The organism is Kitasatospora sp. NPDC018058 (assembly GCF_044327205.1).
Classification (GTDB): domain Bacteria; phylum Actinomycetota; class Actinomycetes; order Streptomycetales; family Streptomycetaceae; genus Kitasatospora.
Window position 1 is genome coordinate 22,577 of the sequence record NZ_JBIRFA010000041.1, and the last position, 14,411, is coordinate 36,987.

The following is a 14,411-nucleotide window of genomic DNA, read 5'->3' on the forward strand; positions in this document are numbered from 1 at the left end:
GGGCCGGCGCGCGGAGCGGAGTGCTATCACACCGGGGTGCCCGGAATCTGGGCGAACCCCGAGCCGCAGGCAGCCGCCAGGTTCGACGCGTTGAACGGCGTCCCGGTGATGTTGCACACCGCCTGGTAGATCTTCCCGTCGTCGCTCTCCACGTTGAGGAAGAGCTTGTTGGGGATGTTGGCACCGCTCTCGGTGGCGGAGATGTCGGTGTCGATCACACACTTCGGGGCGCCGGGGATGACGTCGACGTCCACCCATACTCCCGGGTTCCGGCTGTCGTTGAGGAACGCCTCGCCCCTGCGGTTCGTCGCCAGGCGGAACTGGGTGTCCGAGAAGGTTCCGAAGTCCACGACGTCGGAGCTGAAGCCCCGCGCTTCCCGCTCGCAGTGGTTGCCGCCGTCCGGGCTCGCCGAGTGCCCGGACGTGAGTGCGGGGGTGGTGGAGCCGGGCCGAGCCGTCGAGCCCATGCCGCCCTGGGCGACCGCGGGCGAGGCCAGGAGGATCCCGGCGACCACCGCCCCGGTCACCGTGGACAGGTGTCTGAAACCGTACTTCATTCGTGAATCCCTTTCCTTGGAGGGGTGCGACGCCGGCCCGGCGGCTCCGAGGAAGTTCTCCGACCGGTTCACCGTCAGCGCGATCTCACCGCGAACGACTTTCAGTGGACTTCGGAGGTTTCATGGAATCAGGCCGCAACCCTTCCACCGGGCACAGGCTGCACACTCGAACGAAGTCGATGATCCCCAGAAGGGCGCGCGGGAGTCCACGCCATGCCGGAGCCGTCGCTCGCCGGGGGCACGGCGTTGCCCCCGAACGGATCAAGCGTCCGCCGCTACGGGGTGCGCGGCTCCACGGCCTCCTCGTCGGGGCGGACGACCGCCTTCGGCGCGGGCGTGCGCCCGTCACCGTGGCGTCCAGCGCACGCCGAGATCCATGGTGGGGTGGTGAACCGCCGGCAGTTGATCCGGCCCGCGTCGCCCCGCCCCGCCCCGCCCCGGCCCGTGCTCCCACGGGCCGGGGCGGGGCGCGTGTCGGGGCCCGGGCCCGTCCGGCGACAGGTCGGGCCGACGCCGCCGCTGCGCCGAACGGGCGAGGGCCGGTGACCTGCGCGTTGCGCTCGGCACGCGGCCGTCGGCGCCCGCCGGTTACGGTGACCGGACCGGAGGGCGCCGACGGCGCCTCAGCGGACCGAGCGAAGTGGGGAGTCGATGGCGAAGGCGGCGGGCCGCGGTCCGCGGAACCTCGCGCGGGTCGCGTTGCTGTGCGCGGTGGCCGCCCTCGCGGTGCTGGCGTTCACCGGGCTGCACGGGCTGCTGGTGCTGCTCGCCGAGTTCGTCGGGCTCGTGGTGATGGCCGTCGGCGCGTGGTGGGCGCTGGCCCACCGCGGGGTGGCCCGGGCGGTCGGCGCGGTGCTCGCGGTCGCCGCGCCGATCGCCGTCGTCGCGCTGGCCCTCGTCTCGGAGGTGCTGCTGCCGGTGACGGTGTCGCTCGCCCTCTGGTTCGCCGGGCTGACCCTGGCCCGCTCGGCGCTGCGGGCGGCCCGGCCGCCCAAGGCGATGCCCGAGCGGGAGGCCCCGGCACCCCGGCGGCCGGTGCTGATCATGAACCCGAAGTCCGGCGGCGGCAAGGTCGAACGCTTCCAACTGGTCCGCAAGGCCGAGGAGTTGGGCGCCGAGGTGGTCTTGCTGGACACCTCCGTCCAGCAGGACGTGGGGGAGCTGGCCCGCCGGGCCGTCGCCGAGGGCGCCGACCTGCTCGGCGTGGCCGGCGGGGACGGCACCCAGGCGCTGGTCGCCGCCGTCGCGGCCGAGGCCGGCCTGCCGTTCCTGGTGGTCTGCGCCGGCACCCGCAACCACTTCGCGATGGACCTCGGCCTGGACCGCACCGACCCCTCCACCTGCCTGGACGCGCTGCGCGACGGCGTCGAACTGCGCGTGGACCTCGGCCGGGTGGGGGACCTGCCCTTCGTCAACACCGTCTCCTTCGGCGCCTACGCCGAGATCGTGCAGAGCCCGCAGTACCGCGACGCCAAGACCGCCACCGCCCTGGACGCCCTGCCGGACCTGCTGCTCGGCGACAGCGGCCCCCGGATGACCGCCCAGGCCGGCGACCGGCGCCTCGACGCCCCGCAGGCGCTGCTGGTCAGCAACAACCCCTACGCCGCACCCGACGCGACGGGCCTGGGCCGGCGCCCGCGCCTGGACCAAGGCGTGCTCGGCGTCCTCGCCGTCCGCGTCGACGGCGCCGCCCAGGCCGCCGAGTTGGCACTGCTCGGCGTACGGGCCACCGGCCTGACGGTGACGTCGGCGCGCCGGGTCACGGTCAGCGCCGACGCCGAGCGGATCCCGGTCGCCGTCGACGGCGAGGCGCTGATCCTGCCCACGCCGGTCGTCTGCACCCTCGGCGCGCGCTCCCTGCGGGTGCGCGTCCCGCGCAACCGTCCGGGCGCCGACCCGGCCCAGCAAGGCCACACCCACGACCTGGACTGGCGCGACGTGGTGCGCCTGGCCTTCCCCCGCCCCTCGGGCGCCGCCCGGACGGAGGCCCGGCCGTGAGCGGCGCCGTCCTGCGCGACCTGTCCGCCGTCGACGGCGCGGTCTACGCCGCCGTCGCGGCGACCGACACGCCCGCGCTGGACGCGCGCCTGCGCAGGCTCTCCGCGGCCGCCGACCGCTCGAAGATCAACCTGTCGGTCGCGGCGGCGCTGACGCTGGTCCCCGGTCGCTGCCGCCGGGCCGGGCTCGCGGGTGCGGCGGCGGTCGCCCTCGCCTCGTTCAGCGCCAACATCCTCGGCAAGCAGCTGGTGCGCCGCCCGCGCCCCGACCGCGAGGGCGCGCGGGTGCGGGTGGACCGCCACGTGCCGATGCCGACCTCGGCCTCCTTCCCCTCCGGGCACACCGCCTCGGCCTTCGCGCTGGCGACCGCCGTCGGGACGGTGCTGCCCCCGGCCTCGGTCCCGCTGGGGATGTTGGCGTGCGCGGTGGGCTACTCGCGGGTGCACACGGGGGTGCACTACCCCGGCGACGTCATCGCGGGGGCGGTGCTGGGCTCGGCGTGCGCGTCACTGGTGCTGGCAGTGACGGTGGGCCGCCGGGTGTTCCCGTCTGTGGGGCAATGACCGCCCTGCTCGCTCTGGTGGGTGTTGCCGTCCTGCCGTCCGTCGCGCAGGCCGACACCCCCGGCAACCGCACCACCGGCCAGGCGCCGGGATAGCCTCCGCGAGCTGCGGCAACGTCCTGCCCAGCATCGTCTGGCACGTCGAGACGGTCTGCTTCTACGTCGTCCGGAACCAGGCGATCACCTACTGGGTCGCCGGCAAGACCGGCGCGCCCCGGCTCCGGCCGGCCGTCAGCGCCGTCCGGCCCCCGCCGGTCCGGCCCCCGCCCGTTCGGCCCCCGCCGGTCCGGTGCGCGGCTCGGCGGCGGACGCGCCGGCCGTCGTGGCGGGCAGGGCGGGGGCGGGCAGGGCGCGCAGGGCCGCGTGGGCCGCCGCCTCGCCGTCGCCGTACTGGTGGGCCCGGGCGGAGCGGAGGGCGGCGTCGAGGTGGAGCGCGGCCTCCTCCGGGTGGCCGGTGGCGGCGAGTGCGCGGCCGTAGAGGGTCTGCAGGACGACCCGGCGGGTGACCGGGAAGGGCGGGTCGGCGAGGGCCAGGCCGCGGGCGGCGTGGTGGGCGGCCTCCTCGGGGTCGCCGGCCGCCAGGCACTGGTCGGCCAGGTGCTGGCGGGCGAGGGCGACGAGGTCGGCGCGGTCGGCCTGTTCGGCCAGCGCGAGGGCCTCGGTCAGCAGGCCGTGGACCCGGGCCCGTCCGCCGTACCGCGCGCCGCGGCCGTACCGGGCGAGGGCGACGGCCAGGTTGGCCAGGGCGACGGCCTGCGCGGTGCGGTCGTCGGCCAGGGCGGCGAGGCCGGGGGCCTGCTCCAGGTGGGCGAGGGCCTCCTCGGGCCGGTCCTCCTCCAGCAGGACCCAGCCCAGCAGCGCGCGGGCACGGGACTGGGCGCCCGGGTCCAGGTCGGCCTCGGCGGCGGCCAGGCCGTGTTCGAGCAGCGGCACCCAGCCGTCCCGGACCTGCCACACGATCAGCGGCCACTGCAGGAGCACCAGGCGCCAGGCCCGGTCGTGCAGTCCGGCCGCGACCGCCGCCTCCACCGCGCCGCGCAGGGTGTCGCGTTCGGCGGCGTACCAGGCGAGCGCGCCCGCCCGGTCCGGGAACGGCCGGACCTCGACGGGCCGCCGGGCCCCCGGCGGGGGGACGCAGCACGGCTCGCTGCCCGGTTCGGCGGCGGCGCACGCGGCGAGCAGGGTGTTCACCAGGTGGTCGAGCAGGCGGGGCAGCGCCTCGGCGTCGTCCTCGCCCGGGCGCAGCGGCAGGCTGCGGGCGTAGAGGCGGACCAGGTCGTGCAGGGTGTAGGCGTCCCGGCCGATCTCGACGACCAGGTGGGCGGTGGCCAACCGGCCGAGCGCGCCCGCGGCCTGGGGCAGTGCGCAGCCGGCCAGCGCGGCGGCGGTGCGGCTGTCGAGGGTGGCGCCGGTGTGGGTGCCGAGCCGGTGGAACATCCGGCGGGCCGGCTCGGACAGGTGCTGCACGGTCAGCGCCAGGGCGGCCGCGACGCTGGCGTCCTCCACGTCCAGCAGGCCCAACCGGCCCTGCTCGTCGGCCAGTTCGTCGGCCAGGGCGGCCAGGCCCCGGGTCGGGCAGGTGGCGACCCGGGCCGCCGCCAGGCGCAGCGCCAGCGGCAGCCCGTCGCACAGGGCGGCCAGCCGGGCGGCGGCCTCGGGCTCGGCCGAGACCAGCTCCCGGCCCAGGGTGTCGGCCAGCAGGGTGACGGACTGCGGCGCGGACAGCTCGGCCAGCGGGACGGGCCGGGCGGCGTCCGAGGCGACCAGGCCGCCGAGCCGGTCGCGGCTGGTCACCACGGTGACGCAGCCCTCCCCGTCGGGCAGCAGCGGGCGGACCTGCTCGGAGGTGCGCGCGTTGTCCAGGACGATCAGCATCCTGCGCCCTGCGGTCAACTCCCGGTAGCGGGCGGCCATCGCCTCGGGGGAGTGGGGCATCTGCTCGGCCGGCAGGCCGAGGGCGAGCAGCAGCTCGCGCAGCACTGCGGGGGTGGAGCGCTCGGGCAGCGGGCTGTGCCCGCACAGGTCGACGAACAGCCGCCCGTCGGGGAAGTCCGCCTGCCGCCGGTGGGCCCAGTACACGGCCAGGGTGGTCTTGCCGACCCCGGCCCCGCCGGCGACCACGGCGATCGCCCCGGGGGAGGCGGTCGCCCGGTCGAGCGCGGCCAGCTCCTCCCGGCGCCCGGAGAACCCGCGGGGGCGTCGGGGGAAGGGCCAGGGCGCGGGCGACGGCGGGGCTTCGACGGCCGGGGCGGGCGGGGCGTCGGAGCGCAGCAGCGCCTCGTGCACCTTGGCGAGTTCCGCCCCCGGGCCGATCCCCAGCTGCTCGGCCAGGGCCCGGCGGGTGCGGTGGAACCACTCCAGTGCCTCCGAGCGCCGCCCCGCCCGCCCGAGCGCCGTCATCAGCGCCGCCACCAGCGACTCCCGCAGCGGGTTGAGCGCCGCCTCGGTGCCCAGCACCCCGGCCGCCGCCCCGTGGTCGCCGAGCCGACCGTACGCGCACGCCAGCTCCTCCACCGCCGCGAGCCGCAGTTCCTCCAGCGCCTGCGCCGCGCACCGCAGCGGCAGGCTCGGCGAGGTCCCGGCCAGCGCCGGTCCCCGCCACAGCCCGAGCGCCTCGCGCAGCGCCGCCACCGACTCGCCCGCGTCCCGGGCCGAGCGGGCCGACCGTACGAGGTGCTCGAACCGCCCGGCGTCCACCGCCGAGTCGGGCACCCGCAGCAGGTACGCGCCGCCGTCGGTCACCAGCTCGACCCCGCCGTCGGCGGCCCCGTGCGCGGCCAGCAGCGCGCGCAGCGCCGACACGTGGTTCTGGATGACCGTGCGCGCGTGCCGGGGCGGCTCCTCGTCCCACATCGCCTCGGTCAGCCGCCCGACCCCCACCGGCACGCCGGGGTTCAGCAGCAGCATCGTCAGCAGACTCCGGCGCTTGACCGACCCGACCGCGAGCTCCCGCCCCTGCGCGGCCACCACGGCCACCGAGCCCAACAACCGGAACTCCACCCACGCCCCCACCGCGCCACCAGCAAATATGACAAGCATATGGCGGCGGGAAACCTCCCCATCACAGAGCGTCCCCCCGCCCACCGCACCCGGACCGCCGCCGCGAAGCCGGCCGGCATCGAACTGTGGGCCCACCGCATCCCGGTTCGCGCGGCCACCGAAGTCGCAAATCGTTACATTGCGAACATTCAGGACCGGCGTCAGGCTGCGCGCGTCCACGCACAGAAGGTCGAACCGCCTTCGGAAAGGGTCCCCATGCACCCCGCCCTCAGCCCCACCCTCGACGCCGGCGCCCAGGTCACCTTCGTCCCTGACGGCACCCTCACCGGCACCGACCACATCGCCGCCGTCCTGCGCCACTGACCCGCCCCGCCGGTCGGTCCGGTGGTCAAACGGCTTTCCACACGGCGCCCTCGTCGGGGGCCAGGACGGTCGGGTCGCCTGGTCCGGCATCGGTCGTGCGGGCGGTGGACAGGACACGCTCCCAGGAGGGCCGTTGCGCCAGGAGGTGGTCGATCGGGACCGGCCGGTCGGTGAGGTTGAGTGTGACGAGCAGGTCGGCCCGGGAGCCGGCCGAGCGGGTGTAGGCCAGGACGCCGTCCGGGGCGTCGAGGAAGGTGAGGGGGCCGGAGCGCAGCGCCGCGGTGGTGCGGCGCAGGGCGAGGAGGTCACGGGTGAAGGACAGCGGGGAGGCCCGGTCCGCCTCCTGGGCCTGCACCGTTCCGCCGGGGGGGATCGTAATCGGGAGCCAGGGTTCAACTCCCTTGGAAGTGAAGCCGGCTGACGGTGAGTCGGAGTCGGCGGACCACGGCATGGGCGAGCGCGCGTGGTCACGGCTGAGGGCGGGGGTGCGCAGGCCCCAGGGGTCGCGGATCCGGTCGGCGGGAACGGCGGCGTCGGGCATGCCGAGTTCGTCGCCGTTGTAGAGGATCGCGGTGCCGGGCAGGGTGAGGAGCAGCAGCATCGCGTTGGCGGCCTGGGAGGGGCCGACCCGGGAGGCGACCCGCGGGTCGTCGTGGCTTCCCATGACCCAGGTGACCGCCGCTCCCGCGGGGACGGCGTCGAGGATGGCGCGGACGGTCCCGCTGATCGCCTGCGGCCGCCACGCCACCCCGAGCAGACCGAAGTTGATGGGCAGGTGCAGCTCGTCGAGGTCCTGGCCGAAGTAGCGGCTCCAGGCGGGCCAGTCGTATTCGTGGACCTCGCCCAGGGCGACGCGGTCGCCGGGTTCGCCGTAGGAGTCGAGCAGGGCGCGGAAGTCGCGGTAGCGAGGGTGGAGGTCGGGGTGGCCCTGGTCGTGGAGGTGGATCTGGCCGTCGAAGCCGCCCATCTCGCGGTGGTGGGCCGAACTCCCGTCCGCCGAGGGCGGGTTGTCGCGCAGGGCGGGGTCCTTGGCGATGAGCGGGGCGCAGTCCACGCGGAAGCCGTCGACGCCGCGGTCGAGCCAGAACCGGGCGACGTCGAACATGGCGTCCTGCACGGCGGGGTTGCGCCAGTCGAGGTCGGGCATGGACGGCAGGAAGGAGTGGAGGTAGTACTGGCGGGTCGCGTCGTCCCAGGTCCAGGCGCTGTCGCCGAACAGGGTGATCCAGTTGTTCGGCGGCGCGCCGCCGGGGGAGGGGTCGCGCCAGACGTACCAGTCGCGTCGGGGGCCGTGCGGGTCGGCGCGGGAGTCCTGGAACCAGCGGTGCTGGTCCGAGGTGTGGTTGGGCACGTAGTCGATCAGGACGCGCAGGCCGTGCCCGTGGGCGGCGTCGAGGAGGTCGTCGAAGTCGTCGAGGCTTCCGAAGAGCGGGTCGACGGCGGTGTGGTCGCGGACGTCGTAGCCGAAGTCGGCCATGGGCGAGGCGAAGAAGGGCGACAGCCACAGCGCGTCGACGCCGAGGCCGGCGAGGTAGGGCAGCCGGCGGCGGATGCCGGGCAGGTCGCCGACGCCGTCGCCGTCGGTGTCGAGGAAGCTTCGGGGGTAGACGTGGTAGATGACGGCATCGTGCCACCAGAGACGTTCCATCACCGGTCCGTTGGTCGTGGGCCAGCAGGGCCGCCGGTCAGTACGACTGGGTCTCGCAGAGCCACACCCAGTGCGTCGCGGCCACCCCGTACACGGGGTCCGGGCTGAGCGCGTCCTCGCGCCGGCAGGCCTCCACGTACTTGATGGCGTGCGGGTCCTCCGAGGCCAGGGCGCGTTCGGCGAGCGTGGCGTAGTCCTGGACCGGCTCGTGCGGCTGGTGCTCGCGCCGCCCGGTGCCGTAGGCGCAGCGGATGGCGGCGGAGAAGCGCACCGCGGCGGCGACGCTGGGCCAGTGCAGTTCGGCGGGCAGGTGGGGCAGCACCAGGCGGACGGCGGCCGGGGTGGTGAGCGCGTGCACGAAGGCCATCGGCCGGTTGTGGTCGTCCGTCAGGTAGCTGGTGGCGGTGGTGCGGGTCAGCCGGCTGAGCGCCTGCCCGGGGTCGCCGTCGGGGCGCAGGGAGTCGACGGCGGGGGCGAAGTCCGGTTCGAGCCACAGGGCTTCGAGCCGGATCCGGAAGATCATGCCGTCGCCCTGGTCGCTGCGCAGCTTGGGTACCGCCGCCCAGGCCTGCGCGAGGTCGCGGTCGTGGGGGGTGGTGGGGCTCTCCGGGAGCTCCTGGTAGCGGGCGGCCCAGTAGCCCAGGCCGCGGGCGAGTTCCTCGAGCCGCCACGGGGTGTGCGCCTCGCTGAGCATCCGGACGGCGTGGCCGGTGCGGATGACACCGTGGCCGCCGCCGGCGGAGAAGCCGGGCAGCAGGCGGGGCCACCACCGGGCCAGGACGTCCGTCCAGGGGGCGCCGGCGAGTTCGCGGCGGAAGAACTCCGCCCAGTCGCCCATCAGGCGCATGTTCCCCAGCGCCGGTCGCCAGTTGTCCTCGGTGATGGTGTCGAGGTGGCCGAACGTGTCCTGGTAGAGCAGTTTGCGGTAGGAGCTGACCCAGGACGCGATCGCGTCCGCGTGCCCCAGCTGCGCGAGGGCCTCCGAGGCCATGGGGCCGTGGTTGCTCACTCCGGGGCCGAACTCGGGGCCCGAGTCGTCGAGGAACTCCAGCGCGCCGTCCAGTTCGTTCACCGTACCCCCTTGGTCGATTCCCCTACATCGAAGGTGTTGTGACGATGTTTCAGCAACAACGCCTCCACGGTTTGGCTTGATCAATGTCATGCCCGAGATGATCGTCGAGTGCTCCACATCCGGACGGGAATCCTCCGAAATGTGCCGATCATGCCCGGACCAGGAGGGATCCGGATCGGGGTGGCGCAGCCGTGCGGCATGTTCACGCGAGCCTTGATCGGCCTTCACCTGCAGTGGCGGACGGTCGGGCGGGATCAAGACATGTCCGCCGCGATGTTGACTCTGGCATGTACCGGTAACTAGCGTCCTGCCTTGGCCCAGTCCCGTGCCCGCCGCCGGCCTGCGCACCGGCAGTCCCATCGCCGGTCCCGTGAGCCGGCGTTCCTGCGTCGACCGTCCGGTCGGCGTCGAGCCCCCACCGCCGAGGTACGAGCGCGACTGGCCGTTTCACCGCACCAGGCTGATCCCGCAGCATCAGGTCGATCCCACCGCGCCTTGCGCCGAGGCGCCTCGTCACGCCCAATCACGGGCCGCGCTCAACCGCGGACCGCGATCCAACGAGCCTAAGGGGACCCTTGTGATCAAGCACTCGTCGCCGATCAGCGGCATCGACGCCCACGGCGATCTCGTGGTGACCGCCGGGTACGATAACCGAGTCATCCTGTGGAACGCCGTGACCCGCACGGCGATCGCCGAGGCCCGCCACGACCACCTCGCCAACCAGTGCCGCTTCTCCGCCTCCGGCCGCATCGTGGTGACCTCCAGCAGCGACTACTCCGCGCGCCTGTGGTCGGTGCCGGACCTGCGCCTCATCACCGTCCTGACCGACCACAAGGACGACGTGGAGACGACCGTCGTCTCGCCCGACGAGACCCGCGTCGCCACCGCCTCGCGCGACCACATCGCCCGCGTCTACGACCTCGACGGCCGGCTCCTGCACCGCCTGGAAGGACACGAGGCGGACGTGCTGTCCGTCGAATGGGTGCGCGGCGGCGCCGAGTTGGTGACCACCAGCGACGACGGCACGGTCCGGCGCTGGAACCCGGACACCGGCGCCCTGCTGAGCACCATCGACCTCGGCGACATCGAGACGGACACCGTCGCCGTGCTCGGCCCGGACAGCTTCGCGCTCGGCAACGACGAGGGCGAACTCATCCTGATCGACCCCCGGGGCACCCGGCGCCACCAGGTCCACGACGCCGGCATCAAGCGCCTGGCCTGGGACGCCGACAACGGCGTCCTGCTCAGCTCCAGCTACGACCGCACCGTGCGCCTGTGGCAGCTGGCCCCCGGCGCCGACCCCGTCCACCTGCTGACCAGCGAGGTGCCCGCCGACGTGTGGCTGCGCTCCTGCGCCAAACTCGACGACACCCGCTGGGTCTTCGGCACCTTCGGCTCCAGCTACGCCGTCTTCGACCGCAAGGACGGCAGCTGGGACCTCACCCCCGTCGAGCCGACCCCCGGACTCAACGCCGTCACCCAGACCACCACCGGCCGCTTCACCGTGGGCGACAGCGGCACGGTACGGCGCGACGGCCGGATCACCGCCGAACTCGGCAGCTGCTGCAACTTCGTCACCCAGATCGGCACCGCCGTCGTCAGCGGCGGCCAGCTCGGCACCGTCTTCGACGCCACCACCGGCGCCGCCCTGTACCAGCACCGCTCCCCGCTCAACTGCGCCGCCGTGCACAGCGGCAGCGCCGGCGACACCCTGATCGTTGGCACCTACACCGGCGAGGTCCTCGTCCTGCGCGACGACACCGGCACCGGCCTGAAGCTGACCGCCACCCACCGCATCCACGACAACGCCATCAAGGGCATCGCCGTCCAGGGCAACGTCCTGTTCAGCGTCTGCGCCACCGGCGCCGCCGCCTGGCACTCCCTGCCGTCCCTGGAACCCGTCGCCGCCGACGAGCAGGCCCACGCCCGCATCGCCAACGGCGCCGCCGCCCTGCCCGACGGCCGCTTCGCCAGCGTCGGCCGCGACCTGACGCTGCGGATCTGGAGCGCCTCCGGCGAACAGCAGGCCGCGGTCACCACCCCGCACCGCAACAGCATCAAGTGCGTCGCCGTCGACCCCTTCACCGGCGTCATCGCCACCGGCGGCTACCACGGCCGCGTCGCCGTCTACGACCCGGACACCGCCACCTGGCTGACCGACGAGCGGCCCACCGTCGCCGGCATCTCCTCGCTCGCCCCGGCCGGCGCCCCCGGCCGCTTCCTCGCCTCCTCCTACGACGGGCGCGTGTACGAGATCGACGCCGACACCATCGCGCACTCGAAGCGGTAGGGGCCCGCGATGACGACGACCGACGAGACGACGACCGACGAAGCGACAACCGGCCGGGCGACATCCGACGACACCCTGCTGCGCCTGGCCAGCGCCCCCGTGCCGGTCGGCTCCACCCTGATGCAGCTGACCGTCTTCGGGCGGATCGGCGTCGCCGGCCAGGAGGACACCGAGGAGGTCGTGACCCTGCGCACGATCGCCCCGCACAGCGAATCCGACGCCCCGCCCATCGTGCGCATCCACAGCGCCTGCTTCACCGGGGACGTCCTCGGCTCCGAGAAGTGCGACTGCGGCCCCCAGCTGGCCGCCGCGGTGGACGCCATCATCGCCTCGCGCAACGGCGTCCTCGTCTACATGCTGCGCCAGGAGGGCCGGGGCATCGGCCTGGCGAACAAGATCCGCGCCTACGCCCTCCAGGCGGCCGGGCACGACACCATCAGCGCCAACCTCGCCCTCGGACTGCCCGCCGAGGGGCGCGACTTCACGATGGCCGCCGACTGCCTGCGCCAGCTCGGCGTCTCCGGGGTGCGGCTGATGACCAACAACCCGGAGAAGGTCGAACAGCTCACCGCCCAGGGCATCGTGGTCAAGGACCGGGTCCCGATCGGGGGCTTCCGCACCCCCTTCAACGAGGGCTACCTCGAAGTCAAGGACCGGCGGATGGGCCACCTCGGCGCACTCGGCCTGCCCCACCACGCCTTCCCCGCCCCCGCCCAGGGGGCCCGGTGACCCCGCACGCCCCACCGGAGGCGCTCCCGCCCGAGGCCTTCTCGCCCGAGGAACGGGCCGCGATGCGGCGCGCCCTCGCGCTGGCCCGGCGCGGCCTCGGCCTGACCTCGCCCAACCCGGTGGTCGGGGCCGTGATCCTCGACCGCCGGGGCCGCGAGGTCGGCCGCGGCTGGCACCGGAAGGCCGGGGGACCGCACGCCGAGATCCACGCGCTGCGCGCCGCCGGCCCCCTGGCGGCCGGCGGCACCGCGGTGGTCACCCTGGAACCGTGCAGCCGCCAGGGCCGCACCGGGCCGTGCACCCGCGCGCTGGTCGAGGCCGGCATCCGGCACGTCGTCTACGCCGTGTCCGACCCCACCCTCGCCGACGAGGGCGCCGAACTGCTGCGCGCGGCCGGCGTCGAGGTACGACCGGGCCTCATGGCGGCCCGGGCCGCGGAGGTCAACCACGCCTGGCTGACCGCCGCGGTCCACCGCCGCCCCCACGTCACGCTGAAACTCGCCACCAGCCTCGACGGCCGGATCGCCGCCCGGGACGGCAGCAGCCGCTGGATCACCGGCGTGCCCGCCCGGCGCGACACCCACCTGCTGCGCACCCGGGTGGACGCCATCGCCGTCGGCAGCGCCACCGTCCTCGCCGACGACCCGCAGCTCACCGCCCGCGACCCGGCCGGGCGGGCACGCCGGCGCCAGCCGGTGCGGATCGTCTTCGACCGCCGGCTACGCACCCCGGCCCACTGCCGGCTCGCCACCGACGGCGCCGCGCCCACCTGGATCGTCACCGCCAAGGAACCGGACCGGCCGCCGGACCGGCAGCGGGAACCGCAGCGGCAGCCGGAGCGCACCGCCCCCGGCACGTGCGAGCTGATCCCCGCCGACCCGGGGCCGGGGTTCCTGGCCGCCGCCCTGGCCGAGCTCCACGACCGGGGCATCCGCTCGCTGCTCGTCGAAGGCGGCGCCACCCTGGCCGGCGCCCTGCTGGCCGAGCGCCTCGTCGACCGGATCCTCTGGTACAGCGCGCCCCGGCTGCTCGGCGCGGACGGGGCACCCGCGGTGCGCGGACTCGACGTCCCCACCTGCGCCCAGGCACCCGGCTTCCGCGTCATCGGGGCGCGCCGGATCGGCGAGGACGTGCGTGTCGTACTGGAGCCAGACCCCACCGACAAGGAGGGCCCGTGACTTCCCACATCGTGCACAGCAACCTGGTCGACGCCGACATCAACGCCCTGACCGACCGGGCCGCCATGGGCCTGCCCGAGGGCTACGTCGAACCGCGGGCCGAGCGCCTGGAGTGCTTCGACCTGGTCGGCGAGTGCGACACCGCCCGGCTGGCCGCCACCGCCGAGGACGCCTCCCTCACCCTCGAACACCGCCTGGCGGCCGGCACCGTGCTCGCCCTGACCGGCGACCCGCGGATCCGCTGGGACGACCCCGCGATGGTGGACGTGCCCGCCGGCCGGGCCCTGATCGGCACCCCGGACGGCGAGGTCGACGAACTGCACCGGGACGCCGAGCAGTTCGGCGTACAGCGCTCCTGGGTGCAGAAGGAGTGCCCGCGCCACCCGGTGGAGCTCGCCGGGTTCCGGATCGCCGTCTACCCGGTGACCAACGCCGAGTACGCCGTCTTCCTCAAGAGCACCGGCCACAACGAGCTCCCCAGCAACTGGAGTTACGGACGCTTCGCACCGTCCGCCGCCAACCACCCGGTGCACACCGTCACCGCCGACAGCGCCGACGCCTACGCCGCCTGGCTGAGCCGGCACACCGGCCGCCGCTTCCGCCTGCCCACCGAGCAGGAGTGGGAGTACGCCGCCGGCGGACCCGAGGGCCCGCGCTACCCCTGGGGCGGCACCTGGCACACCGAGGCCGCCAACACCCTGGAGTCCGGGCTGCTGATGACCAGCCCGGTGGGCGTCTACCCGCAGGGCCGGTCCTGGTGCGGCGCCCTGGACATGGCCGGCAACGTCGAGGAGTACACCAGCAGCACCTACCGCCCCTACCCAGGCGGCCAGTTGGTGGAGGACGACCTCTACAAGAGGATGGGCGAGTACCGCATCGCGCGCGGCGGGGCCTTCAACCGCTTCCGCGACCTCGCCCGCTGCCAGCGCCGCCACGGCCCCTACCCGCGCTCGCTGTACGCGATGGGCTTCCGCCTGGCCGAGGACGTCCTCCCGCACGGGGAGGCCTGAGCGC

At 74.8% G+C, this 14,411-nt stretch carries 10 protein-coding genes; 6 read left to right on the forward strand and 4 right to left on the reverse strand.

Translation table 11 applies throughout. The annotated features are described in order from the left end of the window. Nucleotides 1-26: 26 nt before the first annotated feature. Entirely contained in the window at nucleotides 27-557 is a 531-nt protein-coding gene (locus ACH4E7_RS36420; RefSeq protein WP_396253475.1) for a hypothetical protein, read from the reverse strand. A gap of 651 nt (nucleotides 558-1,208) precedes the next feature. On the opposite strand from ACH4E7_RS36420, the gene ACH4E7_RS36425 reads away from it, so the two are divergent. Together ACH4E7_RS36425 and ACH4E7_RS36430 are read left to right on the forward strand one after the other, a co-directional pair. Continuing rightward, nucleotides 1,209-2,555, forward strand: coding sequence for a diacylglycerol/lipid kinase family protein (locus tag ACH4E7_RS36425; protein WP_396253476.1), 1,347 nt, complete (start codon nucleotides 1,209-1,211; stop codon nucleotides 2,553-2,555). Continuing rightward, nucleotides 2,552-3,118, forward strand: a complete 567-nt coding sequence (locus ACH4E7_RS36430; protein ID WP_396253477.1) for a phosphatase PAP2 family protein — start codon at nucleotides 2,552-2,554, stop codon at nucleotides 3,116-3,118. Before ACH4E7_RS36425 ends, ACH4E7_RS36430 begins: the two co-directional genes overlap by 4 nt. A gap of 230 nt (nucleotides 3,119-3,348) precedes the next feature. On the opposite strand, the gene ACH4E7_RS36435 is transcribed toward ACH4E7_RS36430, so the two are convergent. The 3 genes from ACH4E7_RS36435 to ACH4E7_RS36445 all read right to left on the reverse strand — a co-directional run bounded on the left by ACH4E7_RS36435 (nucleotide 3,349) and on the right by ACH4E7_RS36445 (nucleotide 9,200). Then, nucleotides 3,349-6,129 carry a BTAD domain-containing putative transcriptional regulator gene (locus tag ACH4E7_RS36435; RefSeq protein WP_396253478.1) on the reverse strand — a complete coding sequence of 927 codons (2,781 nt, stop codon included), beginning with the start codon at nucleotides 6,127-6,129 and terminating at the stop codon, nucleotides 3,349-3,351. A 376-nt stretch (nucleotides 6,130-6,505) separates the two neighbouring features. Further along, on the reverse strand, nucleotides 6,506-8,128 hold the full coding sequence (locus tag ACH4E7_RS36440) for an alpha-amylase family glycosyl hydrolase (protein WP_396253479.1): 1,623 nt from the start codon (nucleotides 8,126-8,128) through the stop codon (nucleotides 6,506-6,508). Nucleotides 8,129-8,165: 37 nt separating this feature from the next. Next, the gene (locus ACH4E7_RS36445; RefSeq protein WP_396253480.1) at nucleotides 8,166-9,200 is read right to left on the reverse strand and encodes a questin oxidase family protein; all 1,035 of its coding nucleotides are present in this window, start codon (nucleotides 9,198-9,200) and stop codon (nucleotides 8,166-8,168) included. Between the two features lie 577 nt (nucleotides 9,201-9,777). Here ACH4E7_RS36445 and ACH4E7_RS36450 point away from each other — a divergent pair. The 4 genes from ACH4E7_RS36450 (at nucleotide 9,778) to ACH4E7_RS36465 (ending at nucleotide 14,407) form a co-directional block, all read left to right on the forward strand. Beyond that, nucleotides 9,778-11,490: a WD40 repeat domain-containing protein gene (locus tag ACH4E7_RS36450; RefSeq protein WP_396253481.1), complete on the forward strand. Its 1,713-nt coding sequence runs from the start codon at nucleotides 9,778-9,780 to the stop codon at nucleotides 11,488-11,490. A 9-nt stretch (nucleotides 11,491-11,499) separates the two neighbouring features. Continuing rightward, complete coding sequence (gene ribA / locus ACH4E7_RS36455; RefSeq protein ID WP_396253482.1) at nucleotides 11,500-12,219, forward strand: GTP cyclohydrolase II RibA; 720 nt, start codon at nucleotides 11,500-11,502, stop codon at nucleotides 12,217-12,219. A gap of 62 nt (nucleotides 12,220-12,281) precedes the next feature. Beyond that, complete coding sequence (gene ribD, locus ACH4E7_RS36460; RefSeq protein WP_396253512.1) at nucleotides 12,282-13,397, forward strand: bifunctional diaminohydroxyphosphoribosylaminopyrimidine deaminase/5-amino-6-(5-phosphoribosylamino)uracil reductase RibD; 1,116 nt, start codon at nucleotides 12,282-12,284, stop codon at nucleotides 13,395-13,397. Continuing rightward, nucleotides 13,394-14,407, forward strand: a complete 1,014-nt coding sequence (locus ACH4E7_RS36465; RefSeq protein WP_396253483.1) for a formylglycine-generating enzyme family protein — start codon at nucleotides 13,394-13,396, stop codon at nucleotides 14,405-14,407. The genes ribD and ACH4E7_RS36465 overlap by 4 nt, the downstream gene beginning before the upstream one ends. Nucleotides 14,408-14,411: the final 4 nt, after the last annotated feature.